21 protein-coding genes and 3 tRNA genes are annotated in these 24,464 nt (G+C 60.7%); 14 read left to right on the forward strand and 10 right to left on the reverse strand.

The genetic code is table 11. The annotated features are described in order from the left end of the window. Window positions 1–7 precede the first annotated feature (7 nt). Window positions 8–154 (reverse strand): DUF1127 domain-containing protein, encoded by a 147-nt coding sequence (locus tag M0654_RS13240; protein ID WP_118849553.1) that lies wholly within the window; start codon window positions 152–154, stop codon window positions 8–10. 687 nt (window positions 155–841) lie between these two features. Here M0654_RS13240 and M0654_RS13245 point away from each other — a divergent pair. From M0654_RS13245 to M0654_RS13260, 4 genes are all read left to right on the forward strand, one after another. Further along, a tRNA-Leu gene (locus M0654_RS13245) sits at window positions 842–926 on the forward strand. A gap of 140 nt (window positions 927–1,066) precedes the next feature. Then, on the forward strand, window positions 1,067–2,557 hold the full coding sequence (gene tig / locus M0654_RS13250; protein ID WP_248683522.1) for a trigger factor: 1,491 nt from the start codon (window positions 1,067–1,069) through the stop codon (window positions 2,555–2,557). Window positions 2,558–2,640: 83 nt separating this feature from the next. Continuing rightward, complete coding sequence (locus tag M0654_RS13255; RefSeq protein ID WP_248683524.1) at window positions 2,641–4,263, forward strand: ABC-F family ATP-binding cassette domain-containing protein; 1,623 nt, start codon at window positions 2,641–2,643, stop codon at window positions 4,261–4,263. 197 nt (window positions 4,264–4,460) lie between these two features. Then, a complete protein-coding gene (locus M0654_RS13260) occupies window positions 4,461–5,318 on the forward strand; it encodes a cell wall hydrolase (protein WP_248683525.1) in 858 nt (285 codons plus the stop codon). Window positions 5,319–5,322: 4 nt separating this feature from the next. Here the strand turns inward: M0654_RS13260 and M0654_RS13265 are convergent, their stop codons facing one another. The 3 genes from M0654_RS13265 to M0654_RS13275 all read right to left on the reverse strand — a co-directional run bounded on the left by M0654_RS13265 (window position 5,323) and on the right by M0654_RS13275 (window position 7,742). After that, complete coding sequence (locus tag M0654_RS13265; RefSeq protein ID WP_118849557.1) at window positions 5,323–5,952, reverse strand: glutathione S-transferase family protein; 630 nt, start codon at window positions 5,950–5,952, stop codon at window positions 5,323–5,325. Window positions 5,953–6,016: 64 nt separating this feature from the next. Continuing rightward, window positions 6,017–6,460, reverse strand: a complete 444-nt coding sequence (locus M0654_RS13270; protein WP_248683527.1) for a GNAT family N-acetyltransferase — start codon at window positions 6,458–6,460, stop codon at window positions 6,017–6,019. Between the two features lie 67 nt (window positions 6,461–6,527). Further along, a complete protein-coding gene (locus M0654_RS13275; protein ID WP_118849559.1) occupies window positions 6,528–7,742 on the reverse strand; it encodes an NADP-dependent isocitrate dehydrogenase in 1,215 nt (404 codons plus the stop codon). Between the two features lie 226 nt (window positions 7,743–7,968). Between M0654_RS13275 and M0654_RS13280 the strand changes: the two genes are divergently transcribed. From M0654_RS13280 to rpsD, 6 genes are all read left to right on the forward strand, one after another. Next, complete coding sequence (locus M0654_RS13280; protein ID WP_248683529.1) at window positions 7,969–8,499, forward strand: hypothetical protein; 531 nt, start codon at window positions 7,969–7,971, stop codon at window positions 8,497–8,499. Between the two features lie 135 nt (window positions 8,500–8,634). Then, on the forward strand, window positions 8,635–9,474 hold the full coding sequence (locus M0654_RS13285) for an RNA methyltransferase (RefSeq protein ID WP_248683530.1): 840 nt from the start codon (window positions 8,635–8,637) through the stop codon (window positions 9,472–9,474). Further along, window positions 9,458–10,255, forward strand: coding sequence for a glutamate racemase (gene murI, locus M0654_RS13290; protein WP_248683531.1), 798 nt, complete (start codon window positions 9,458–9,460; stop codon window positions 10,253–10,255). Before M0654_RS13285 ends, murI begins: the two co-directional genes overlap by 17 nt. Window positions 10,256–10,317: 62 nt before the next feature. Beyond that, window positions 10,318–10,950, forward strand: coding sequence for a LysE family translocator (locus M0654_RS13295; protein WP_248683533.1), 633 nt, complete (start codon window positions 10,318–10,320; stop codon window positions 10,948–10,950). A gap of 115 nt (window positions 10,951–11,065) precedes the next feature. Then, window positions 11,066–12,583, forward strand: coding sequence for an ATP-binding protein (locus tag M0654_RS13300; RefSeq protein ID WP_248683535.1), 1,518 nt, complete (start codon window positions 11,066–11,068; stop codon window positions 12,581–12,583). Window positions 12,584–12,796: 213 nt separating this feature from the next. Then, complete coding sequence (gene rpsD / locus M0654_RS13305) at window positions 12,797–13,414, forward strand: 30S ribosomal protein S4 (RefSeq protein ID WP_118849563.1); 618 nt, start codon at window positions 12,797–12,799, stop codon at window positions 13,412–13,414. Between the two features lie 96 nt (window positions 13,415–13,510). On the opposite strand, the gene sthA is transcribed toward rpsD, so the two are convergent. The 4 genes from sthA to phaC all read right to left on the reverse strand — a co-directional run bounded on the left by sthA (window position 13,511) and on the right by phaC (window position 18,813). Continuing rightward, window positions 13,511–15,007 carry a Si-specific NAD(P)(+) transhydrogenase gene (gene sthA, locus M0654_RS13310; protein WP_248683536.1) on the reverse strand — a complete coding sequence of 499 codons (1,497 nt, stop codon included), beginning with the start codon at window positions 15,005–15,007 and terminating at the stop codon, window positions 13,511–13,513. Window positions 15,008–15,176: 169 nt separating this feature from the next. Further along, window positions 15,177–15,980, reverse strand: a complete 804-nt coding sequence (gene radC, locus M0654_RS13315) for a RadC family protein (RefSeq protein ID WP_248683538.1) — start codon at window positions 15,978–15,980, stop codon at window positions 15,177–15,179. Between the two features lies 1 nt (window position 15,981). Continuing rightward, a complete protein-coding gene (map, locus tag M0654_RS13320; RefSeq protein WP_248683540.1) occupies window positions 15,982–16,821 on the reverse strand; it encodes a type I methionyl aminopeptidase in 840 nt (279 codons plus the stop codon). A 150-nt stretch (window positions 16,822–16,971) separates the two neighbouring features. Then, a complete protein-coding gene (gene phaC, locus M0654_RS13325) occupies window positions 16,972–18,813 on the reverse strand; it encodes a class I poly(R)-hydroxyalkanoic acid synthase (RefSeq protein WP_248683542.1) in 1,842 nt (613 codons plus the stop codon). 122 nt (window positions 18,814–18,935) lie between these two features. Between phaC and M0654_RS13330 the strand changes: the two genes are divergently transcribed. The 4 genes from M0654_RS13330 to recJ all read left to right on the forward strand — a co-directional run bounded on the left by M0654_RS13330 (window position 18,936) and on the right by recJ (window position 23,970). Further along, on the forward strand, window positions 18,936–19,337 hold the full coding sequence (locus M0654_RS13330; protein WP_248683543.1) for a hypothetical protein: 402 nt from the start codon (window positions 18,936–18,938) through the stop codon (window positions 19,335–19,337). A 124-nt stretch (window positions 19,338–19,461) separates the two neighbouring features. Continuing rightward, window positions 19,462–20,679: an LL-diaminopimelate aminotransferase gene (locus M0654_RS13335; protein WP_118849569.1), complete on the forward strand. Its 1,218-nt coding sequence runs from the start codon at window positions 19,462–19,464 to the stop codon at window positions 20,677–20,679. A 69-nt stretch (window positions 20,680–20,748) separates the two neighbouring features. Next, a complete protein-coding gene (locus M0654_RS13340; protein WP_248683544.1) occupies window positions 20,749–22,068 on the forward strand; it encodes a homoserine dehydrogenase in 1,320 nt (439 codons plus the stop codon). Between the two features lie 69 nt (window positions 22,069–22,137). Further along, entirely contained in the window at window positions 22,138–23,970 is a 1,833-nt protein-coding gene (gene recJ / locus M0654_RS13345; RefSeq protein ID WP_248683546.1) for a single-stranded-DNA-specific exonuclease RecJ, read from the forward strand. 27 nt (window positions 23,971–23,997) lie between these two features. On the opposite strand, the gene M0654_RS13350 is transcribed toward recJ, so the two are convergent. Together M0654_RS13350 and M0654_RS13355 are read right to left on the reverse strand one after the other, a co-directional pair. After that, window positions 23,998–24,072: transfer RNA gene (locus M0654_RS13350), tRNA-Glu, on the reverse strand. Between the two features lie 159 nt (window positions 24,073–24,231). Beyond that, window positions 24,232–24,306 (reverse strand) — tRNA-Glu (locus tag M0654_RS13355). Window positions 24,307–24,464 lie beyond the last annotated feature (158 nt).

Below are 24,464 nucleotides of genomic sequence, written 5' to 3' on the forward strand. Positions count from 1 at the left end.
AAGTGGCTTAGAAGCCAACAGCCGAACGTGCAACGCGACGGATGTCAGCGCGGCCGATGCCGAGGTCCGAAAGCTCGCGGTCGCTCATGCGGCCGAGTTCGTTGATGGTTTCGCGGTACTTGCGCCAGTCGTTGATTTTCTTGGCAAAGTTCATGGTCTTGATCCTTCTCGAAGCCCTTGTTCAGCAGCGGTTGCGCCGAACTCGATTTGATGAGCGGGATATATGTTGCCGCGCGAAGAAGTAAAAGCGAGCATTCGGTATGCCACCTATGCGCGCCACGCATTGCGATGACATTGATGCGCGCAAACTGCGCAGGAATTAAGCGGGATGGTTCGGTGGGAGCAGAAACAACAACGCCCACCGGGGGAGGAGGTCCGGCGGGCGTCGTTATGTTGACCGACGATTTGGAAGAGGAGGCTCGTCGGTCTTGTCGACAGGCGCTGGGAGGAGGGTGCGCATGTCGAATTCGGTTGTGCAGTTATGGTGAGCTTCCCACCATGAACCGTCAGCGCCCCGCTTCGTTCCCGCCGAAACCTGCTGAATGTGCATTCGCCCAAACCGGCGGGAGGTTGCAACATCCTTGGGCAAGTCATGCAGCGAAGGGGAAGCTGCATATTGTTAGGTCAGGAGCATATACATTAGATTTTAATTGAATGTTAACGGCGCGCCGGACGCGCTGCGATCAGCAACGCGGCAAGATGCCGATTTTCTGTTCGGATCATCGCGAAAATCACTGGTCTTAAGAAAGCTTCATTTTCCCTTTGCGTGGGCCAAAACGGGTGTTATAGAGACGCGCGCTCCGGAAGGCCTCGTCGCGAGGATTTTCGACGCTGTCGGGGCGCGGGTATGGTGAAATTGGTAGACACGCCAGATTTAGGTTCTGGTGCCGCAAGGCGTGGGAGTTCAAGTCTCTCTACCCGCACCAGAACTGTCGAGCGCGGTCGGAGCCGCTTTCGGCTTAGACATGCGCTCCGCGAAGCCGCGGCTGGTCTCTTTGAAGTTCCGGCGTTGTGCTCTTGAAACACTGGCTGTCGAGCACCGCCGCCACGATATGAAGGTTTGAAAATGCAGGTTACCGAAACGCTCGCTGAAGGGCTGAAGCGCGAAATTAAGGTCGTTATCCCCAAGCAGGAGATGGAGCAGGAGCTCAACGTTCGCCTCGCCGACGCGAAGGATAAGGTCCGCATCAATGGTTTCCGTCCGGGCAAAGTTCCGGTTGCGCATCTGAAGAAGATGTACGGCAAGTCGATCATGGCTGACCTCGTCAACGAGATCGTTCGTGACCGTCCGGGCAAGATCCTGGCAGAGCGCGGCGAAAAGTCTGCGACGCAGCCGGCCATTTCGATGACCGAGGACGAGGCGGAAGCCGACAAGATCCTCAACGCACAGGCTGACTTCGAATTCACCCTGTCCTACGAAGTAATTCCGCCGATCGAGCTGCAGTCCACGGACGGTATCTCGGTTGTTCGCGAAGTCGTTGAAGTTTCCGACGAGGAAGTCAACGAGCAGATCGAAAAGATTGCCGAAAGCGCCCGCACCTTCGAAACGAAGGACGGCAAGGCTGAAAACGGCGACCGCGTCACCATGAACTACCTCGGCAAGGTTGACGGCGAAGCCTTTGATGGCGGCGCTGCTGAAGATGCCGAACTGGTGCTCGGCTCCGGCCGCTTTATCCCGGGCTTCGAAGACCAGCTGGTCGGCGTCAAGGCTGGCGACGAAAAGCAGATCACTGTCACGTTCCCCGCTGAATATCCGGCTGCGAACCTGGCCGGCAAGGAAGCCACCTTCGACATCACCGTCAAGGAAGTGGCTGCTCCGTCTGCTCTCGAAATCAACGATGAACTGGCTTCCAAGCTTGGTATCGAATCGGTTGATCGCCTGAAGGAAATCGTTCGCGGCCAGATCGAAAGCCAGTACGGCAACCTGACCCGCCAGAAGGTGAAGCGTCAGATCCTCGACCAGCTCGACGGCATGTACCAGTTCGAAACCCCGCAGAGCCTCGTCGACGCGGAATTCGAAAACATCTGGCGCCAGATCAACACCGATCTGCAGCAGTCGGGCAAGACCTTCGAAGACGAAGACACGACGGAAGAAGAAGCTCGTGCGGAATACCGCAAGCTGGCTGAGCGTCGCGTTCGTCTCGGCCTCGTTCTCTCCGAAATCGGCGAAAAGGCCGGCGTCGAAGTGACCGAAGAAGAAATGCAGCGCGCACTTTACGCACAGTTGCAGCAGTTCCCGGGCCAGCAGAAGGAAATTCTCGACTTCTTCCGCAACACGCCTGGCGCTTCCGCTTCGCTGCGCGCACCGATCTTCGAAGAGAAGGTTGTCGACAAGTTGCTTTCCGAGATCAAGGTCACCGACAAGACCGTGAGCAAGGAAGAGCTGATGGCTGACGACGAGGAAAGCACCGAAGCCGCCGCCGAAAAGCCTGCCAAGAAGAAGGCTGCGCCGAAGAAGGCCAAGGCCGAAGCTTCTGCAGAAGCTGCTGAAGGCGAAGAGGCCGCTCCGAAGAAGAAGGCAACCAAGAAGAAGGCTGCCGAAGAAAGCGCCGAATAAGCTTCACGCCCTATGAATAAGGAAGCCGGGTCGACAACGATCCGGCTTTTTTTGTTGTCCGTCCCATTTGTGAACCTGCCGCCATGATCCGCATCGAAAACATCAGCAAGTCGAACAGCCATCGCATCCTTTTCATCGAAGCGTCGGCGGCGCTGAACCGCGGCGAAAAGATAGGGCTGGTCGGCCCGAATGGTGCCGGCAAGACGACGCTGTTTCGGATGATCACCGGCCAGGACCTGCCGGACGAAGGCCAGGTTTCGGTCGATAAGGGCGTCACCATCGGATACTTCAACCAGGATGTCGGTGAGATGTCCGGTCGCAGCGCGGTGGCTGAGGTCATGGATGGCGCAGGCCCCGTCAGTGTCGTTGCAGCCGAACTGCGCGAGCTGGAAGCGGCCATGGTCGACCCCGACCGCATGGATGAGATGGACCAGATCATCGAGCGTTACGGCGAGGTGCAGGCGCGTTACGAGGAACTTGACGGCTACGGGCTTGAGGGCCGGGCGCGCGAGGTGTTGGACGGTCTGAGCTTCACGCAGGAAATGATGGATGGCGATGTCGGCAAGCTGTCCGGCGGCTGGAAAATGCGCGTGGCGCTTGCCCGTATTCTCCTGATGCGTCCGGACGTCATGCTGCTCGACGAACCGAGCAACCACCTGGATATCGAGAGCCTGATCTGGCTGGAGCAGTTCCTGCGCGGATATGACGGCGCGCTTCTGATGACCTCGCACGACCGCGAGTTCATGAACCGCATTGTCACCAAGATCATCGAGATCGATGCAGGCTCGCTCAATACCTATTCCGGCGACTACGGTTTTTACGAGCAGCAGCGCGCGCTGAATGAAAAGCAGCAGCAGGCACAATTCGAGCGCCAGCAGGCCATGCTGGCTAAAGAGATCAAGTTTATCGAGCGGTTCAAGGCGCGCGCTTCGCACGCTTCCCAGGTGCAGAGCCGGGTGAAGAAGCTCGACAAGATCGAGCGCGTCGAGCCGCCGAAGCGTCGCCAGACGGTTGCCTTTGAGTTCCAGCCGGCGCCACGCTCCGGCGAAGACGTGGTGAGCCTCAAGGGCGTTGCCAAGAAATACGGAAGCGGCACGATCTATGATGGTCTCGACTTCATGATCAAGCGCCGCGAGCGCTGGTGCATCATGGGCATCAATGGGGCGGGCAAATCGACACTGCTGAAGCTCGTCGCCGGCGCAACCGAGCCCGACGACGGGAGTGTTTCGATCGGCGCTAGCGTCAAGATGGGCTATTTTGCGCAGCACGCCATGGACCTGCTGGATGGCGACCTGACGGTCTTTGAATGGCTCGAGCAGGAGTTCCCGCGGGCCGGGCAGGGATCCTTGCGCGCGCTCGCCGGCTGCTTCGGCTTTTCAGGCGATGATATTGAGAAGAAGTGCCGCGTGCTTTCGGGTGGCGAGAAGGCCCGTCTCGTCATGGCGGCCATGCTGTTCGATCCGCCGAACCTTCTCGTGCTCGACGAGCCGACGAACCACCTCGACCTCGACACGAAGGAAATGCTGATCAAGGCGCTTTCCGATTACGAAGGCACGATGCTGTTCGTCAGCCACGACCGCCACTTCCTGGCAGAGCTTTCGAACCGCGTGCTCGAACTGACGCCGGACGGCATCCACCGCTACGACGGTGGTTATACCGAATATGTGGAGCGGACGGGTTACGAAGCACCCGGGCTGCAAGCCTGACGCAAGCCTCGACCACTAGCTCAGGCGCTGTTGCGGGTCGTTAACCTTTTGTTAACCGCGTGGGAGTAGCTAGGCACCTTGTGCCCAGCGGCGCGACCCGACGTTTTTTGATGACGTCGATTTGATCGGAATCGAATTTCACGTTATCGATACTGCGATCGGTTTGGTCACTAACTTCTACACGGGGGAGGGTAGCGATGGCGACCAAGGCGAAACATCTTCTGCGGCCGGCTCTTTGGCTCGCGGGAGCAGCGCTTCTTTCAGCCTGCACATCTGCGCAGACGACGTCTTCCATCTCCCCGAACGCGACGGTGAAGCAGACGCCGATTCCGAAGAAGAAGCAGGTTTACCACTACACCCCCGCCGACCGTGACTGCATGAAGCGCGCCATGTATTTCGAATCTGAGCGCTCCAGCCGCGATGGACTGTTGGCCGTTGGCACAGTCATCATGAACCGCCTGACGTCGGACGCCTATCCCTCCACCATCTGCGGCATTGTTGGCCAAGAAAAGCAGTTTGCACCGGGCGTGCTGACGCGCGAGGTGAAGGCGGCGGCGCATCCCGAGCTCGACGAAGCGGTGGACGCCATCATCCGCGGCGAGCGCAATCCGGATGTGAAAGACGCGATGTTCTTCCACACCGCAGGCCTCAAGTTCCCCTACCGCAACATGCACTACGTGACGGTGGCGGGCGGCAACGCCTTCTATGAGAAGCGCGGCAAGGATGGTGAGCTCCAGACACCGCCGCCGAAGCCGGCAGATGAGTATGTCCTCGCCCTGGTTCAGGAAGCAAAAGATCCGCTGGAATCGATTGGGCGCAAGGAGTTTGACGTTGCTTCCATCCCCGTCAGCGAATCGGTGCTGACGGCGGAGGTGCCTGTGCCGGTTCAGAAGCCGGCGTCGACGATTACGCTCTACACGGAAGCGGCGCCGGCGAAGGCTGATCCGACGGCACAACTGATCCTGGCGAACGCCAAGGCGGGTGACTGGGAGCCGCGCTTCGACACCAGCACCGGAGCGAAACGCCCGGCTGCCGGCATCAAGCAGACGCCCTGATCAATCAGGCCTGATTTTCGAGTTCGGCCGCAGCAGCATTGTCCAACTCGTTGGCGCGGATATAAGCGTCGCGCAGCGCCAGCCGGCCGAAATACTGCTCGAAGGCCGGTCGCTTCTCGATCGTGCCGAACTGAAGCCCGTAACCGATCTGTGAGCCGACATAGACATCAGCAGCGCTGAACGTGTCGCCGGCGATATAGGAGTTGGTGCGCACCGCGGCTTCCAGCGTGTCCATGACATCCGAAAACGTGCCGTAGCCCACCATGCGCTCACGCTCCTTGGGCACCTCGAACCCGAGCACGCGGTTGCTAACGGCAGCCTCCAGCGGACCCGCGGCATAGAACATCCAGCGATAGTAGTTGCCGCGGTGTGCGGGCGGAGGGGCGAGCCCCTTGCGTGGGAAGGCATCGGCCAGATAGGCGCAGATGGCGGCACTTTCCGTCACGGTCGTCTTGCCATGGACGATCGCCGGAACCTTGCCCATCGGGTTGACCTGTCGATAGGCCTCGCCCTTCATGCTGGTGCCGAACTGCAGGATTTCGACGCGGTATGGCACGCCGATCTCTTCCAGCATCCATCGGGCGATGCGACCGCGGGACAATGGGTTGGTGTAGAGAATCAGTTCATCGGACATCTGAAAACTCCCGTGCTGGCAGCAAGCCTTTGATGGCTGGATAATATGTGGTCTGGATCTGCGTCTAAAGAGGCTTGCGGTACTGAATGAAACCGGAGCGGTCAGCGACGCGATCGTAAAGGCTCCGCGCTGTCGCGTTGCTCTCGTGCGTCAACCAATAGAGGGGACCGGCATTGTTCTGGCGTGCAAGGTCGGCGGCCGCGTCGATCAGCGCTTCGCCGGTGCCCTTGCCGCGCTGGCTTTCGTCAACGAAGAGGTCCTGCAGGTAACACGTAACGTCCGGCAGCCACGTGGAGCGGTGAAAGACGAGGTGGACGAGCCCGTCCATCGCGTCGTTCTCGAACGCCACGTGCCCGTGCATCGGCTCGGCGGGGTCTAGCAACCGCCGCCAGGTGATGTCGTATTGTTCTGTCGGGAGCGTGGTTTCGTAGAACTGGAGATATTTCCTCCAGAGGTTCTCCCACTCCGCACGATCGGATGCGGCAAGCGGACGGATCGAAATAGCCATGCAACCTCCCAAAGAAAAACGGCGGAGATTTCTCCCCGCCGTTCCATTCTAAGCAGATTCGGTTGCCTTAGGCAGCCATTGCGGCCTTCAGGTTTTCGTCGATCTTGTCGAGGAAGGCCGTCGTGGAGAGCCACGGCTGATCCGGACCGATGAGGAGCGCAAGGTCCTTGGTCATGTAGCCGGATTCGACGGTGTCGACGCAAACCTTTTCGAGCGTCGAGGCGAAGCGGGCAAGCTCGGCGTTGTCGTCGAGCTTTGCGCGGTGTGCGAGGCCGCGCGTCCAGGCGAAGATCGACGCGATCGAGTTCGTCGAGGTTTCCTGGCCCTTCTGGTGCTGGCGGTAGTGACGCGTAACCGTGCCGTGAGCTGCCTCGGCTTCAACCGTCTTGCCGTCCGGGGTCAGCAGAACCGAGGTCATCAGGCCGAGCGAGCCGAAGCCCTGCGCAACGGTGTCGGACTGAACGTCGCCATCGTAGTTCTTGCAGGCCCAGACGTAGCCGCCGGACCACTTCAGGGCGGCTGCAACCATGTCGTCGATCAAGCGGTGCTCGTAGGTGATGCCGGCTTCATCGAACTTCGCCTTGAATTCGGTCTGGTAGACTTCTTCGAAGATGTCCTTGAAGCGGCCGTCATAGGCCTTGAGGATGGTGTTCTTGGTCGACAGGTAGACCGGCCACTTGCGCATCAGGCCATACATCATCGAGGCGCGGGCGAATTCGCGGATCGAGTCGTCCAGGTTGTACATCGCCATGGTGACGCCAGCGCCCGGAGCGTTGAAGACGTCCTTTTCGATGACGGTGCCGTCTTCACCAACGAACTTGATGGTGAGCTTGCCCTTGCCCGGGAACTTGAAGTCGGTGGCGCGGTACTGGTCACCAAAGGCGTGACGGCCGACAACGATCGGCTGCGTCCAGCCCGGGACGAGGCGCGGAACGTTCTTGCAGATGATCGGCTCGCGGAAGATCACGCCGCCGAGGATGTTGCGGATCGTGCCGTTCGGGCTCTTCCACATTTCCTTCAGGCCGAATTCCTTCACGCGGGCTTCGTCCGGCGTGATGGTTGCGCACTTGATGCCAACGCCGTGCTTCTTGATCGCATGGGCGGCGTCGATGGTGACCTGGTCGTTGGTCGCATCGCGGTTCTCGACAGACAGGTCGTAATATTCAATGTCCAGATCGAGGTAGGGAAGGATCAGCTTGTCCTTGATGAGCTGCCAGATGATGCGGGTCATCTCATCGCCGTCGAGGTCGACGACGGGATTGGCTACCTTGATCTTTTGCATTGGTTTCCTCTTACAGTCTGTCGCGGGACCGTTGATCCCGTCGTGGTGGACATGGTGCGTGCGCTATAGCATCGCGGGCACGGAACGCAAAGGCATTCGCGGCCCAAAAATCCTGCCGCGGCGCGGGTTATTTCCACCTTCTGCCCGCGCCTGACGATTGCCCTTGCCAAACCACAAACCGGGGCTAATGTCCGCGCAATCGCTCTCGAACCACCGGATCTCGATCATGCGGATTTTGCCGCTCGCCCTCGCGCTTTCTCTTGTCTCGACCATGTTGCTGGCCGCCGACGCCACCGATCCGGTCAAGGAGGTGATGAAGGTCACCGAAGACAACTGGAATTCCAACGAAAGCGACTGGAAGTTCATCTTCGACAAGGAGCCGCTGGCGCGCCTTTTCAGCAAGCGCTTCCAGGCCGCCTATGCGGAGGCATCCAAGCATCCGGCCTATGACACGGAGAACAACGAGCCGGGTGATCCTTTCGGCTATGATGTCATCACCAGTTCGCAGGATGGCTGCCCATTGAAGGACATTGCGATAAACCCAGCGCCAGCCGCCAATGGCATGACGGACGTGACGGTGACCTTCAAGATGTGGACGTGCATCGATGAGGCGGAAGTAAAGGACAGCACCAGCGAGGTTCATTTCGACGTTATCGAGGAAGATGGCCGGCCGGTGATTGATGACATTCACCGGGTTGTCGAAAACGAGCGCGATTCCGTCATCGAGGAAATGGAGTCCATCGCCAAGGGCGAATGACCCTCTCTACCGCTTGCGCAGCGTAGGCGGCAGATGGGCTGGCGGCCTGCGATGCCGCTTGTCTCGTCTGCCAAGGGTTGTGCGCTGCCGGGGCTGGGGCTATTGCGGTCGCACAATTTGCAGAAGTGGACGATCATGTCAGGCACCAACAGCGAGCGCGAACTTATTGCCGAAGGCCCGGCCATCATTCTGGTCGAACCCCAGCTTGGCGAGAATATCGGCATGGTGGCGCGCGCCATGGCCAATTTTGGCCTCGCGGAACTGCGGCTCGTGAACCCGCGTGATGGCTGGCCAAGCGAAAAGGCGCGGTCGGCGGCCTCCAAGGCTGACCACGTCATCGACGGCACCAAGGTTTACGAGACGCTCGAAGAGGCAATCAAGGACCTCAATTTCGTGTATGCGACGACGGCCCGTGAACGCTACGGCTTCAAGCCGGTCCGATCGCCGGTGACGGCGGCCGAGACGCTGCGGCAGAAATTCCGCGCGGGTGAAAAGACAGGCATCCTCTTTGGCCGCGAGCGCTGGGGCCTGACGAATGAAGAAGTTGCGCTGGCCGACGAGATCGTAACGTTTCCGGTCAATCCGGCCTTCGCCTCGCTCAATATCGCCCAAGCCGTGCTCCTCATGTCCTATGAGTGGATGAAGTCCGGCCTTGAAGATCTTGCCGAAACAGCCTTTCTCCCAATCGAGCAGCGGCCTTCGACGAAGGAGCAGGTGCTTGGCCTGTTCGAGCATCTGGAAGAGGCGCTGGACGCCCGCAACTACTTCCACCCGCCGTCAAAGAAACCGCGCATGGTCGACAACCTGCGCGCCGTCATCTCAAGGCGTGGCTTTACCGAGCAGGAAATCAGCGTCTTTCGCGGTGTGATCAATTCGCTGGATCGTTTCCCGCGTCGCTGGCCGAAGCAGGAAAAGCCGGGGGACCAGGAGCCGAGCGCGGCAGAAACGAGCAAGGCAGATGACGCCGAAGCCTGAGCTGAAACCCGTCCTGATGTTCGACTCCGGCATCGGGGGGCTGACGGTTCTGCGCGAAGCGCGCGTGCTGATGCCTGAGCGGGGCTTCATCTATGTCGCCGATGATGCGGGGTTTCCTTATGGCGGCTGGGAGGAGCCGGCGCTGCGCAGCCGCATCCTGACGCTGTTTGAAAAGCTGCTTGCCGAGTACGATCCGGAAGTCTGCGTCATCGCCTGCAACACGGCGTTTACGCTGGCAGGCGCGGATCTGCGGGAAGCCTTTCCCACCATGACCTTTGTCGGCACAGTGCCGGCAATCAAGCCCGCGGCTGAACGCAGCCGCTCCGGCCTCGTTTCGGTGCTGGCAACCCCTGGCACCGTGAAGCGCGCCTATACCCGAGACCTCATCCAGTCCTTTGCGAGCCAGTGCCATGTGCGCCTGGTCGGCTCCGAAAACCTCGCCCGCATGTCGGAAGCTTATATCCGGGGCGAGACGGTGTCGGATGAGGCGGTCATGGCGGAGATTTCGCCCTGCTTCATTGAGAACGACGGCCGTAAGACCGACATCGTCGTGCTCGCCTGCACCCACTATCCCTTCATGGCGAATGTCTTTCGTCGGCTGGCGCCTTGGCCCGTGGATTGGATCGACCCGGCGGAAGCGATCGCGCGACAGGCACGACGCAAGGTGCCGGCGGTCGAGGGGGCTGAGCACCCGGATAACTATGACTTTGCCGTCTTCACCTCGGGCCAGCCGGATTTCTCAACGCGCCGCCTGATGCAGGGATTTGGCCTGCGCACATAATCTGATCTTGGTACGCCGTCGCGAGACTGGCTTGATGATGAAGACTCGCTGGAGAGAATTCGATGTCACTTGAACATTGGCTCGCTTTTGTCGCGGCGTCCGCGGTGCTGCTCGCTATTCCGGGCCCGACGATCCTGCTCGTCATCTCCTATGCCCTGACCCACGGCCGCAGGGTCGCTTCGGCAACCGTTGCCGGTACGGCGCTTGGCGATTTCACCGCCATGACGGCGTCCATGTTGGGGCTCGGGGCGTTGCTGGCGACATCGGCGATGCTCTTCACCATCCTGAAGTGGCTTGGGGCCGCATACCTCATCTATCTCGGCATCAAGCTTTGGCGCGCGCCGGTCTCCGAGCAGAACACAGAAGCCGTGGAAACCGCCGAGGCAAGGCCGTTCCGCATCTTCCTCCATGCCTATGCCGTGACTGCCTTGAACCCGAAAAGCATCGTCTTCTTCGTGGCCTTCCTTCCGCAGTTCCTCAACCTCACGAAACCGCTCTTCATGCAGATGTTGATCTTCGAGGCGACCTTCCTGACGCTCGCGACGCTGAACGCCACCTTGTACGGTCTGCTGGCCGCCATGGCGCGCAATCACATCCGTAAGCCGAAGGTGCAGCGCATCGTCAACCGCACCGGCGGATCGCTGATGATCGGGGCGGGGCTTCTGTCGGTCGGCTTCAAGCGCGCCACAGCCTGACACGAAAGACTGTGCATTTTCGGGATCAGGCAGCGAAACGAATCCATTTCTCTGTTATGAAGCCGCTCCCGCGGTGACTTGGTCACCGCCCATGGACAAGACGCGAGGACATTCATTGCAAGTCGGCATCGATATGGGAATTGTGTCCGGCGGAGACCCGGCCAAGCTCGATATCGAAGAGCTTCTGGCGACCCGTCTGTTGGTGCAGGGCAATTCCGGATCCGGTAAATCCCACCTGCTGCGGCGTCTGCTGGAGCAGTCGGCGCCGTGGGTGCAGCAGGTGGTGATCGATCCCGAAGGGGATTTCGTCACGCTCGCCGACAAGTTCGGACATGTCGTGGTCGATGGCGAGCGCACCGAGGCAGAGCTCGCAGGGATCGCTAACCGCATTCGTCAGCACCGGGTGTCCTGCGTATTGACGCTGGAAGGTCTTGATCTCGAGGAACAGATGCGCGCTGCCGGCGCCTTCCTCAACGGTCTCTTCGATGCCGATCGTGACTTCTGGTATCCGGTGCTTGTCGTGGTGGATGAGGCGCAGATGTTTGCGCCCTCCGTTGGCGGCGATGTCTCGGAAGATGCCCGCAAGATGTCGCTCGGCGCGATGACCAACCTCATGTGCCGTGGACGCAAGCGCGGGCTGGCGGGTGTCATCGCCACGCAGCGCCTGGCGAAGCTTGCCAAGAATGTCGCGGCAGAGGCGTCAAACTTCCTGATGGGCCGTACCTTCCTTGATATCGACATGGCGCGTGCTGCGGATCTTCTCGGCATGGATCGGCGCCAGGCGGAAATGTTCCGTGACCTGAAGCGAGGCAACTTCGTAGCCCTCGGTCCAGCATTGTCGCGGCGCCCGTTGCCCATCGTGATTGGCCCGGTAGAGACGTCCGCGCGCTCATCGAGCCCCAAGCTCATGCCGCTGCCCGACGCACCGCAGGACGTCGAAGATTTGATCTTTACGCCAGATCCGGAAGAATTCACGCGGCCGGTGATGGTGCGTCGGCATGCGCCGGCGCCGCGCCCGACAACGGATATTCTTGCTGAACTGACGCGGTCGGCGCCGGCGGCAACGCCAGCACCGCAGGAACCGCGCGTCGCGCAACCGGAACTAACGGCCGAGGAGCGTGAGGAGCGGCTTAGCGCTGTCCTCTCCGAAATCCTCGATGACCCTCAATCGGGTTACCGGACAGACTCGGTGCTCTACCAGGATTTCCTGGTTCGGGCGCGCATGCGTCGCTTGCCGGGGCCTCCGCTCTCACTGTCCGAGTTTCGCCGGCGGGCGGCAGTCGCACGCTCAGGCGTCGATCCGGAAACCGCGGCAGGGGAGGCATGGGCGACCGCCTTGTCACTCTCCGCCAACGTCTCCGACGACCTGCAGGGCGTGTTCCTGATGATGGCGAAGGCCGCGATCTGCGGCGAGGTCTGCCCGTCCGATGCGAAGATTGCACGTGCTTACGGCACCCATTCGGCCCGCCGGGCCCGCCGGTTGCTCGGCTACTTCGAAGAGCAGGGGCTGATCGTCGTCCACACCGATTTTGCCGGCAAGCGCATCGTTGCGTTTCCCGACCTGCAGGCCGAAACGGCGCCTGGCAGTGCGGACGCGCCAGACGATGGTGAGCAGCGCGTTGCGGCCGAATGAGAGCCGCTGTTGACAATTGCCGGACATCGGCCTAAAGACCCGCCCAACGCCGGGTGGAAACGCCCGGTGTTTTATTTGACATGTCCCGTGGTCTTCTCCGATCGCTTTCGTGAGAGGCCTGTCAGAGTTCTTCTTGAAGATCTCAGAGGAGGGCGTGTTTCCTCCATCCAGCCTGTGTGAACATGCTGGTCTAACTGTTGAGAAGGAAATGCGATGAGCAAGCGCGAATCGTCCAAGTACAAAATTGATCGCCGCATGGGCGAAAACATCTGGGGCCGTCCGAAGTCCCCGGTAAACCGTCGCGAATACGGCCCGGGCCAGCACGGCCAGCGCCGCAAGGGCAAGCTTTCGGACTTCGGCGTGCAGTTGCGCGCCAAGCAGAAGCTGAAGGGCTACTACGGCGACGTTCGTGAAAAGCAGTTCCGTGCGATCTACGACGAAGCCAACCGCCGCAAGGGCGACACGTCGGAGAACCTGATCGGCCTGCTCGAATCCCGCCTGGACGCCATCGTCTATCGCGCAAAGTTCGTTCCGACCGTTTGGGCTGCTCGTCAGTTCGTCAACCACGGTCACGTCACCGTCAACGGCGTCAAGGTCAACATCGGTTCCTACCGCTGCAAGCCGGGCGACGTTATCGAAGTTCGCCAGAAGTCGAAGCAGCTCGTTTCGGTTCTCGAAGCTGTTCAGCTCGCTGAGCGCGACGTTCCGGACTACATCGATGCCGACCACAACAAGATGACGGCAACCTACGTTCGCGTTCCGAGCCTTTCGGACGTTCCGTATGCAGTCGTCATGGAACCGCATCTCGTCGTCGAATTCTATTCGCGCTGATATCGATCCTTCTGGATCTCAAAAAAAGAAGCCGCCTTTTCAGGCGGCTTTTTTATTGCATATCGGTCAGGGCTGACCTGTTCGGCTGGAGCCGCCTCACTTGGAGGCGGCAAGTTTTGCCTTCGCCGGTGCCGGTTTGTCGGGCAGGGGTGTTGCCGTCGAATCGGTGGACTGTGCCGTCGCGACCGGCGCTTCCTTCGGGCCGACGCCCATGCGGTTCCACGCATCAAGGCCGGCGATCTTGTAGGCTTCGGCAAGCGTTGGGTAGTTGAAGGTATTTTCGACGAAATACTCAACCGTGCCTTTGAGGTTCAGCACCGCCTGGCCGATATGGACGAGCTCGGTCGCGCCTTCACCGACGATATGGACGCCGAGAAGGCGGCGGGTCTTCAGCGAAAAGATCAGCTTCAGCATGCCGGTGTCGAGGCCCATAATATGGCCGCGCGACGTTTCGCGGAACCTCGCGATCCCGCACTCATACGGGATGCCACGCTCCTTCATTTCTTCTTCGGTGAGGCCGCAGGTGGAGATCTCCGGGACGGCGTAGATGCCGTAGGGGAAATATTTCTGCGGCTCCATGGCGATCTCGCCCACGGCGACGCGCGCGGCGATGCGGCCTTGCTCCATGGAGGTGGAGGCAAGGCTCGGGAAGCCGACGACGTCGCCTGCGGCGAAGATGCCCTTCACCGAGGTCTCGAACGTTTCCGGGTTCACCTTCAGGCGTCCGCGGCTGTCTGCTTCCAGTCCCGCGGCTGGCAGGTTGAGCGACTCGGTGGCACCCATGCGGCCGGCGGCAAACAGCACCATGTCGGTAACGATGGTGCGGCCGGAATCGACCTTCACGGAAACCTTGCCATCGGGTAGGCGCTCCACCTTCTCCGCTCGCTGCCCGAGAAGCAGCTTCATGTTCCGGTCGCGCAGTTGGTAGGTGAAGTCTTCGATGATTTCCTTGTCGATGAAGTCGAGCATCGTCGTCTTCGGATCGATGACCGTGACGGCGGTATCGAGCGCCGAGAAGATCGTCGCATATTCGATGCCGATGACGCCCGCGCCGATGACGACCATGGAACGCGGCAACTCTTCGATATCCAGCAACTCGTCGCTGTCGATCACCGACTTGCCATCGAATGGAATGTAGTCCGGGCGGAACGGCTTGGTGCCGACGGCGAGCAGGATCGAAGTGCCGGCGACGTGCATCGTCTCCCCATCGTCCTTCAAAATCTCCAGCGTATCCGGTGTGACGAAGCTCGCGGTGCCGCGGATGTGCTGTACACGATTGCGGGCGAACTGGTGTTCGAGCACCTCGACCTCGTGGTCCAGCGTGATCAGCAGCCGGCGGCGCAGGTCATCGGCGCTGATCTCCTGCTTGACGCGGTAGGCGCGACCGTAAAACCCGCGTTCGCGCCAGCCGGTGAGGTTCAAGGCGGTCTCGCGAAGGGTCTTGGACGGGATCGTTCCGGTGTGGACCGAAACACCGCCGACCCGTTTTCCCTGTTCGATCACCACAACCTTTTTGCCAAGTTTTGCGGCCTGAATGGCTGCGCGCCGGCCAGCGGGGCCGCTGCCGACGACGATGAGGTCGTAATGGTTCATGAAAATGCTCCGCTCACTTCTCGCTGCCAGCGAGGTTGTCGGTTCTTGTCTAGCAATCTTTCCTAAAGGTTTGATTGCCGACGATGCACTGCAATAACAAAGACGTAGACACAGTGTTTCAAGTCTGGGCGATACACGGCCGAGGGTGGCGCCTTATCTATGCGCGCAACTAGAAAAGCCGCAGGCCCTTGAGGCTGACGTGGCCGTCCTTGCCGATAATGATATGATCGTGGACGGTGATGCCAAGCGGTTTTGCCGTGTCGGCGATGGTTTTCGTCATGTCGATATCAGCGCGAGACGGGGTCGGGTCGCCACTTGGATGATTGTGCACTAGAATGATTGCGGTGGCCGAAAGTTCGAGCGCGCGCCTCACCACCTCGCGGGGGTAGACTGGCGTGTGGTCCACCGTACCCTGTCCCTGCACCTCGTCGGCAATCAGAACATTGCGTTTGTCGAGAAACAGGATGCGGAACTGCTCGCGCGTCTCGTAGGCCATGACAGCCTGGCAGTAGTCGATGACCGACGACCAGGAACTGAGGACCTGCTTGTTGCGGACGCCGCTTTTCAGCATCCGCTGCGCCACCGTGGCGACCAGTTTCAGGTCGACGGCAACACCTTCGCCAACGCCCTTCACCTCCTGCAGGAGGGAGATCGGTGCTCCAAACACGCCTGCGAGAGTGCCGAAACGTTCGAGCAGGGCTTTCGCCAAGGGCTTAGTGTCCCGCTGCGGGATCGAGCGGAAAAGATAAAGCTCGAGGATCTCGTAGTCGGCAAGCGCCGCGTCACCATGCTCGCGATACTTGGCGCGCACGCGGTCGCGATGGCCGTGATAGTGAACGGCTGCGTCGGGCTTGACGGCAGCAGGCGCTTTCTTGCTGCCCTTCGGCTTGATCACCTGCTCGGCGAAAAAGCCTCGCTCATCCTCCAGCAGGGAGGTTTGTACGTCCGGCGGCGGGGCTGGACGTTTCGCCATGTCAGCTCGTCAGCGGCGGCAGGCCCGGCCGGTCCAGACCGGCAGGCGACAAGGTGAAGATTTCGCAGCCGGTCGCCGTCACGCCAATCGCGTGCTCGTATTGCGCCGAAAGCGAGCGGTCGCGTGTAACGGCTGTCCAGCCGTCAGAAAGCACCTTCACATGCGGCTTGCCGAGATTGATCATCGGCTCGATCGTGAAGATCATGCCTTCCTTGATTTCCGGACCTTCATCGGCGCGCCCATAGTGCAGGATGTTCGGCGAATCGTGGAACAGCCGTCCAACGCCATGGCCGCAGAAATCGCGCACCACCGAGCAGCGTTCGCCTTCGGCATAAGTCTGGATCGCCTGGCCGATCGCGCCGATGCGGGCGCCGGGCTTTACCTCGGCGATGCCGCGCATCAGACACTCATAGGTAACTTCCAGCAGCCGTTCGGCGGCGCGCTTGATCTGTCCGACGGGATACATCCGGCTCGAGTCGCCATGCCAGCCGTCGAGGATATACGTCACATCGATGTTGACGATGTCGCCTTCGCGCAGCGGCTTGTCTTCCGGCATGCCGTGGCAGACCACGTGGTTGATGGAGGTGCAGACGGAATATTTGTAGCCACGGTAATTCAGCGTCGCCGGCAGCGCGCCGTGATCCATGCCGAACTCGAACACGAACCGGTCGATTGCGCTTGTTGTGACGCCAGGCTGGATGATCGCAGCCAGTTCATCCAGGCAGCGTGCCGTCAGCAGGCACGCCTTACGCATGCCCGCAAAATCCGTCGCCGGGTCGTAAAGACGGATCGCACCCGTGTTCTTCATGGGTGCGGATACGGCTTCGATATAGTTGACCATTGTTCTTCTCTCGTAATCTTCTTGTTCATAAAACAGCCGGGCCCGTCTCGTCCATCAAAAGGGAGCAGGTTTCTGCATTTCCTTTCGGTGAACGACGGGTCGAGGAGAGGCTCGGTCTGGCGCCGGAATGTATCGCCAATTGGTGACGTCTCAGACGCGCTCCAGAACGTAGGTGCCGGGCGCATCGGCGATTGCGTTCAAGGCGGAGCCGCCGGGTTTGCGGGCCGGCACGCGCGTCGCATCCTTCCCTTCCACCCAGGCGTGCCAGTGCGGCCACCAGGAGCCCCTGGTTTCCTCCGCCTTCGCCAGCCAGTCCTCATAGGAGCCCGTCGGCTTCTCGCCAACCCAGAACTGATACTTCTGCTTGGCTGGCGGATTGACGACGCCGGCAATGTGGCCGGAGCCGGACAGCACGAAATCAACCGGACCACCGAACAGCCCCGAACCGAGGAAGACAGACTTTGCCGGCGCAATGTGGTCCTCGCGGGTGGCGAGATTGTAGACCGGGATCTTGACGTCCTTGAGCGAGATCACCTTATCCCCCAGCTTCATCTCGCCCTTGCTCAATGCGTTGTTGAGGTAGCAGTTGCGCAGATAGAAGGCATGGTTGGCTGCCGCCATGCGTGTCGAGTCTGAATTCCAGTGCAGCAGGTCGAAGGGCAGCGGCTCCTGGCCCTTGAGGTAGTTGTTGACCACGTAGGGCCAGATAAGTTCCGAAGCGCGCAGCATGTTGAAGGCTGTCGCCATCTTCGAGCCGTCGAGGTAGCCCACCGATTCCATCTGCTTCTCGACCGCCTCGAGCTGTTCTTCGTCGACGAAGACCTTGAGATCGCCCGCGTGTTCGAAATCAACCTGGGTGGTCAGGAAGGTGACGGACGCGATGCGGCTGTTCCTGGTCTTGGCGTGGTAGGCGAGGGTCGCTGCGAGCAAGGTGCCGCCGACGCAATAACCAACCGCATTGACCTTCTTCTCGCCCGTTGCCTTTTCGACCGTCTCCAGTGCGAAGTCGATCCCTTCGCGCATGTAGGACTCCCAGTCCTTCTTTGCGTGGCGTTCATCCGGGTTGACCCAGGAGATCACGAAGACTGTATGGCCCTGGTCGACGCACCACTTGATGAAGCTTTTTTCCGGGTTGAGATCGAGGATGTAGAACTTGTTGATCCATGGCGGGCAGATGAGGAGCGGGCGCTTCAGCACCGTGTCTGTACTCGCTTCGTATTGAAGGACCTCACAGACTTCGGTCTGGGCAATCACCTTGCCAGGGGTGAGGGCGATGTTGCGGCCGATGGCGAACTTCGTGGAATCGGTATGGCGAAGCCGCAACTCACCACGGCCGGCAGCGATGTCTTCGGCAAGCATCTTCATGCCAGCGACAAAATTGGCACCATTGGTGGCGACTGTCTCGCGGTAAACCTCCGGATTAGTGACGGCGAAGTTGGCGGGAGACAGAGCGGCCGTGATCTGCTTCACATAAAAGGCGGCCTTGTGCTTCGTATGCGCATCCAGTCCCTCGGCTTCATCGACGAGTTTTTCAGCCCAGGATGCGGTGACGAGGTAGACCTGCCGCAGCAGTGCAAAGAACGGGTTCTTGATCCAGTCTTCGTCGGCGAACCGCTTATCCTGGGTCGGCGCCTCGGCTTCGACCGGAACCCCGCTGAACTGGTTCAACGTCCGCGTCCAGATGCCCATATAGCTTGAGAAAAGAAGCGTCTGCGCCTCGAGCGTCCGCTTCGGGTCCGCCATCCAGTATTCGGTGACGGCGGAGAGCGTCTTCACCAGGTCGTTCAGCGGGTTGGTATCGGGATTGCGGATTTCGCCGCGCTCGCGGGGCCCGAGCCATTCAGATGCAGCCTTGCCGAGGTTTTCTGCGGCGCGCGCAAGGTTCATGGCCAGCGTCTGCGGATCCTTGACCACGTAGGCCTCGACCGACCGGGGATCAAAGCCTGGGAAACCCTGTCCAGCCGCCCCTTTATCCTCGGTCTTTTCCGCCACGCGTGGCCTCCCCACTGGTTGTCGGCTGTTTTCGTTTGTACATTGTCCCCGAAAGTGAATACAAGTCCAGCGGCCGGCGCTTCAGGGACGGATCCGGCGACTCGGTTAGGTAGGTTGTTGAGATGGAAAAACTGAGGCAGGCAAGGGTTGGCTCGTCGCTTCTGGTCATGGCTGCCTGTGCGCCTTTGCTGTCGGGCTGCAACAGCCAGAGCTTTGCTCTCGATGACGGTATTCCCAACACGCCGCCTCCAGCTGTAATCACCCAGAGCAGCGCGGCACCGCCTCCAGGCCCCATCGTCAAGCGGAATACCGGCGTCTATCCGACCTTCAGCCCGACTTTGCGTGCTGCTGCGGAGCAGATCGAGGACGACGACTACCAGAAGACCGAGCCGCGGCTCGCTAGCCTGGCGCGGGCCCGCCAGAACGGCTCCATCTCCGAGGCTGAGTACAATCGCCGGGTGGCGGAGTATCGCAAGCTCGCCGCCGAACATGGCAAGGAAGCGCAGGCCAACATCGCACGCTGAAATGCCCGGTAATTGGGGCTTGCCTTTCGCTCTGTTTGGTCGCAAAGCACAAATCGCTTAAGATGCGCCGGTGCGTGAAGCAACGCGCGCCTTTGCATCTCGTCACACTGAGCCCGAGGGAGCTATGGAAGAGTTTCATAAAGTCAGGCGCCTGCCGCCCTACGTTTTCGAACAGGTCAACCGTTTGAAAGCGAGCGCGCGAGCGGGTGGCGCCGACATTATCGATCTCGGCATGGGCAACCCGGACCTTCCGACGCCCAAGGCGATCGTGGACAAGCTGTGCGAAGTGGTCCAGGACCCGCGCACCCACCGTTATTCTTCATCCAAGGGCATTCCGGGGCTGCGCCGCGCGCAGGCTGCATATTACGCCCGCCGCTTCGGCGTGAAGCTCAACCCGGAAACCCAGGTCGTTGCGACACTGGGTTCGAAGGAAGGCTTCGCCAACATGGCGCAGGCGATCACGGCGCCCGGCGACGTCATCCTGTGCCCGAACCCGACCTATCCAATCCATGCCTTCGGCTTCCTGATGGCAGGTGGCGTAATCCGCTCCATGTCCGTGGAGCCGGACGAGAGCTTCTTCCCGCCGCTGGAACGTGCAGTTCGGCACTCGATTCCGAAGCCGCTGGCACTGATCCTCAACTATCCGTCGAACCCGACAGCTTACGTTGCGACGCTCGACTTCTACAAGGACGTCATCGCCTTTGCAAAGAAGCACGACATCATCGTGCTGTCGGACCTTGCCTACTCGGAAATCTACTTCAACGACGCGCCGCCGCCATCCGTTCTGGAAGTTCCCGGCGCAATGGATGTGACCGTTGAATTCACGTCCATGTCGAAGACGTTTTCGATGCCCGGCTGGCGCATGGGTTTTGCCGTTGGCAACGAACGGCTGATCTCGGCACTGACGCGCGTGAAGTCCTACTTGGACTACGGTGCCTTCACGCCAATCCAGGTGGCCGCCACGCATGCTCTGAACGGCGACGGCTCTGATATCGCCGAGGTGCGCAACGTCTACAAGCGTCGCCGCGACGTGATGGTGGAAAGCTTCGGCAAGGCAGGCTTCGAAGTGCCGCCGCCGGCTGCGACCATGTTTGCCTGGGCGAAGATCCCCGAAAAGTTCCGCCATCTCGGCAGCCTGGAATTCTCCAAGCTCCTCGTCGAGAAGGCTGATGTTGCGGTTGCTCCTGGCGTCGGTTTCGGCGAGCAGGGGGATGACTATGTCCGCCTCGCACTCGTTGAGAACGAGCATCGCATCCGCCAGGCTGCGCGCAACATCAAGAAGTTCCTCTCGACGGCCGATGATACGATGCACAACGTGATCTCGCTCAACACGCGTCGCTGAACTAGACAAACCTACCCCCCGGTGGCTCGCCCGGAGCCACCGCCTCCCAAGCAAGCAGGAAGAAAAACCATGGCAGATGCCCTGAAGGTCGGCATTGCGGGTCTCGGCACCGTGGGTGCCTCACTCGTTCGGATCATCCAGAACCGCGCGAACGAACTTGCGACGACCTGCGGCCGTGCCATCGAGATCACTGCCGTCACGGCGCGCGACAGGACGCGTGACCGCGGCATCGACATCTCCCGCATCCAGTGGTTTGATACGCCTGAGCAACTGGCCCGCGAAGCCGATATCGATGTCTTCGTGGAGCTCGTCGGCGGTGCCGAAGGCGCCGCGGCGAACTCGGTTCGCGCCGCATTGGAGCGCGGTCTCCATGTGGTGACGGCCAACAAGGCATTGCTCGCAGCCTCCGGCGTCGAACTTGCCAAGATCGCCGAAGAGAAGGGCGCACTCCTCAATTTCGAGGCAGCGGTTGCCGGCGGCATCCCGGTCATCAAGGCGCTGCGCGAGTCGCTGACAGGCAACACTGTCTCCCGCGTCTACGGGATCATGAACGGCACCTGCAACTACATCCTGACCCGGATGGAGAAGGAAGGCCTGTCCTTTGCCGACTGCCTCAAGGAGGCGCAGCGGCTTGGTTATGCGGAAGCCGATCCTGCCTTCGACATCGAAGGCAATGACACCGCCCACAAGCTCGCGATCCTGACGACGCTTGCCTTCGGAACGCAGATTGCCGCCGACGAGATCTATCTCGAAGGCATCACCAATATTTCGATTGAGGATATCCGCGCGGCGTCAGACCTCGGCTACCGCATCAAGCTCCTCGGCGTTGCGCAACGGACCGAAAGCGGCATCGAGCAGCGCGTTCATCCGACCATGGTGCCTTACGACTCCGTCATCGCGCAGGTCGATGGCGTGACGAATGCGGTCGCCATCGAATCCGACATCCTGGGCGAGCTTCTGATGGTCGGCCCCGGTGCCGGCGGCAACGCTACCGCATCTTCCGTCCTGGGTGATATTGCCGATATCGCCAAGAGCCGTCCCGGCGCGCAGCGCGTGCCGGTGCTCGGCACACCAGCGGCTGCGCTGGCGCCCTATAAGCGCGCCCAGATGCAAAGCCATGAAGGTGGATATTTCATCCGCCTGACGGTTGCTGACCGGACCGGTGTCTTCGCAAGCATTGCGGCACGCATGGCCGAGAACGCCATCTCGCTTGAATCTATCGTCCAGCGCGCAAATCCGGACACTGCTGAAACAGCAAAGACCATTATCCTCGTCACCCACGCGACGATGGAAGATTCGATCCGCAAGGCGGTCGAGGCGATCAAGAGCGAGAGCTATCTCGTTGGCGAGCCGCAGGTCATCCGCATCGAGCGGCCGAAGGACCTCTGATCGACTGGCGCTTCTCGGCAGAAACGCAAAGCGATTCCGCTTTGCGTGGAAATGCAGTAGAAGCAGCCGATGAACAAGTTTGTGTCTGCAATTTCCCCGGCAGCGGAAACGGTGGATCCCGTTCCGCGCGCTTTCCTCAATGTCGAACGTTCCGTCGGTGACCAGCGCTGGATCTCGCGCCTGGACCAGGCGGCACAAAACCGCGCGCTGGCGATCTCGCAGGTGCACGGTATTCCGGAACTCGTGGCCCGGGTGCTGGCGGGGCGGGGCGTATCGCTCGATGACGCACCGGCCTTCCTGAACCCGACCATCCGCGCCTTGATGCCGGACCCCTACACCCTGACCGACTGCGAGAAGGCTGTGAACCGGCTGGCGCGCGCGATCGACCGCGGGGAAAAAGTAGCGATCTTTGGCGACTACGACGTCGACGGCGCCTCGTCCTCCGCACTTCTGTACCGCTTCCTGCGGCATTTCGGTGTCGAGGCGGAAATCTACATCCCGGACCGCATATTCGAAGGCTATGGCCCCAATCCATCCGCCATCCGCCAGCTGATCGCCAATGGTGCTGGCCTGATCGTCACCGTCGACTGCGGCTCAACCAGCCATGAGGCGCTTGCTGCGGCGCGCGACGAGGGCTGCGATGTGGTGGTGATCGACCATCACCAACTCAGCCACGAGCTGCCGCCGTGCCATGCGCTGGTCAACCCGAACCGAGAGGATGATCTGTCGGGGCAGGGGCATCTGTGTGCTGCCGGCGTTGTCTTCATGGTGCTCGTTGGTGCGGCACGGCTGATGCGCGAGCGGGGTGATTCCCGCGCCAAGTCTCTTGATCTACTCGGCTGGCTTGATCTGGTGGCGCTCGCCACCGTCTGTGACGTTGTGCCCCTGAAGGGCCTGAACCGCTCTTACGTGGTGAAGGGACTGCTTGCCGCGCGCCACATGGGCAACCAAGGGCTAGCTGCCTTGTTTCGCAAGGCGGGTCTAGGCGGGCCCGTGACGCCTTATCATTTCGGGTTCCTCGTCGGGCCGCGGATAAATGCCGGTGGCCGGATCGGTGACGCCGCTCTCGGAAGCCGACTGCTGACGCTTGATGACGCGATCGAGGCTGAGGAGATTGCCGGGCGTCTGGACGACCTCAACCGCGAGCGGCAGGCCATGGAGGCGGCGATGCTTGCAGAAGCGGAGGCCGAAGTGCTCGCTGAATACGGCACCGGTGAGAATGCCTGTGTCATCGTGGCGGCGCGCGACAACTGGCACCCCGGAATCGTCGGGCTCATCGCAGCGCGCCTGAAGGAGAAGTTCAAGCGGCCAGCCTTCGCGATCTCTTTTGATCCTTCCGGCAAGGGAACCGGGTCGGGCCGCTCGATCAATGGCTTCGACATGGGACGCATGGTACGTGCGGCCGTCGAGGAAGGCCTGCTGGTCAAGGGCGGCGGTCACGCCATGGCAGCGGGCCTCACGGTCGAGCGGGCGAATCTCGGGCGACTGCGTGCCTTCTTCGAGGAGAAGTCGGGGGAGAGCGTGCCGGCGCTTGTCGCTAATCACGTACTGAAGATCGACGGCGCGCTTTCGGCCTCCGGCGTTACGCTGGACCTCTTTGACGTGCTCGAACAGGCGGGCCCTTATGGCTCGGGCCATTCGCAGCCGATCTTTGCGATTCCCGCGCACCGCCTGAAGGACGCTCGGCTCGTCGGGACCGCCCATGTGAAGATTACGCTGGAAGCTGCCGATGGCGCACGGCTTGAAGGAATCGCGTTCCGTGCTGCTGAAACGCCGCTCGGCAACATGCTGCTCAATTCGCGCGGTAGCCAGGTCCATGTGGCAGGTTGCTTGAGCGCAGACCAGTGGCAGGGAAATCGCCGCATTCAGCTCCGCGTGCTGGACGCGGCTCGCGCAAGCTAAGTGATTTTTCTTGGAGAGAGAGAGAAGTGGCACGCCCTAGGGGAGTCGAACCCCTCTTCCCAGAATGAAAATCTGGTGTCCTAACCGATAGACGAAGGGCGCGTGCGCTTCGTGTGTGGCGCCCTTATAGTCAGGCAGCTTTCACTCCGCAAGCGGAATCTGTACGAAAAACACCGTCGAATGACACTTTTTTCAGAAGGACAAAAGCGAGCAGCGCGAAGCGCTTAGCAAAAATAGATGATGTCTTGGAAGAAGGAGAGGTGGCACGCCCTAGGGGAGTCGAACCCCTCTTCCCAGAATGAAAATCTGGTGTCCTAACCGATAGACGAAGGGCGCGTGCGCTTCGTTGTGGCGCCCTTATAGAGAGGCGATTTCTTTCCCGCAAGCACCAAAATCATCTTTCCTGCAAAAAAATCCGGAAGACCTTCGAAAGGCGCAAAGAACCCCGAAGATCCGGGCTTTTCAGCAGCTTAGCTCTGCCCCGGTTTGTGGAT

The organism is Neorhizobium turbinariae (assembly GCF_023223505.1).
GTDB lineage: Bacteria > Pseudomonadota > Alphaproteobacteria > Rhizobiales > Rhizobiaceae > Neorhizobium > Neorhizobium turbinariae.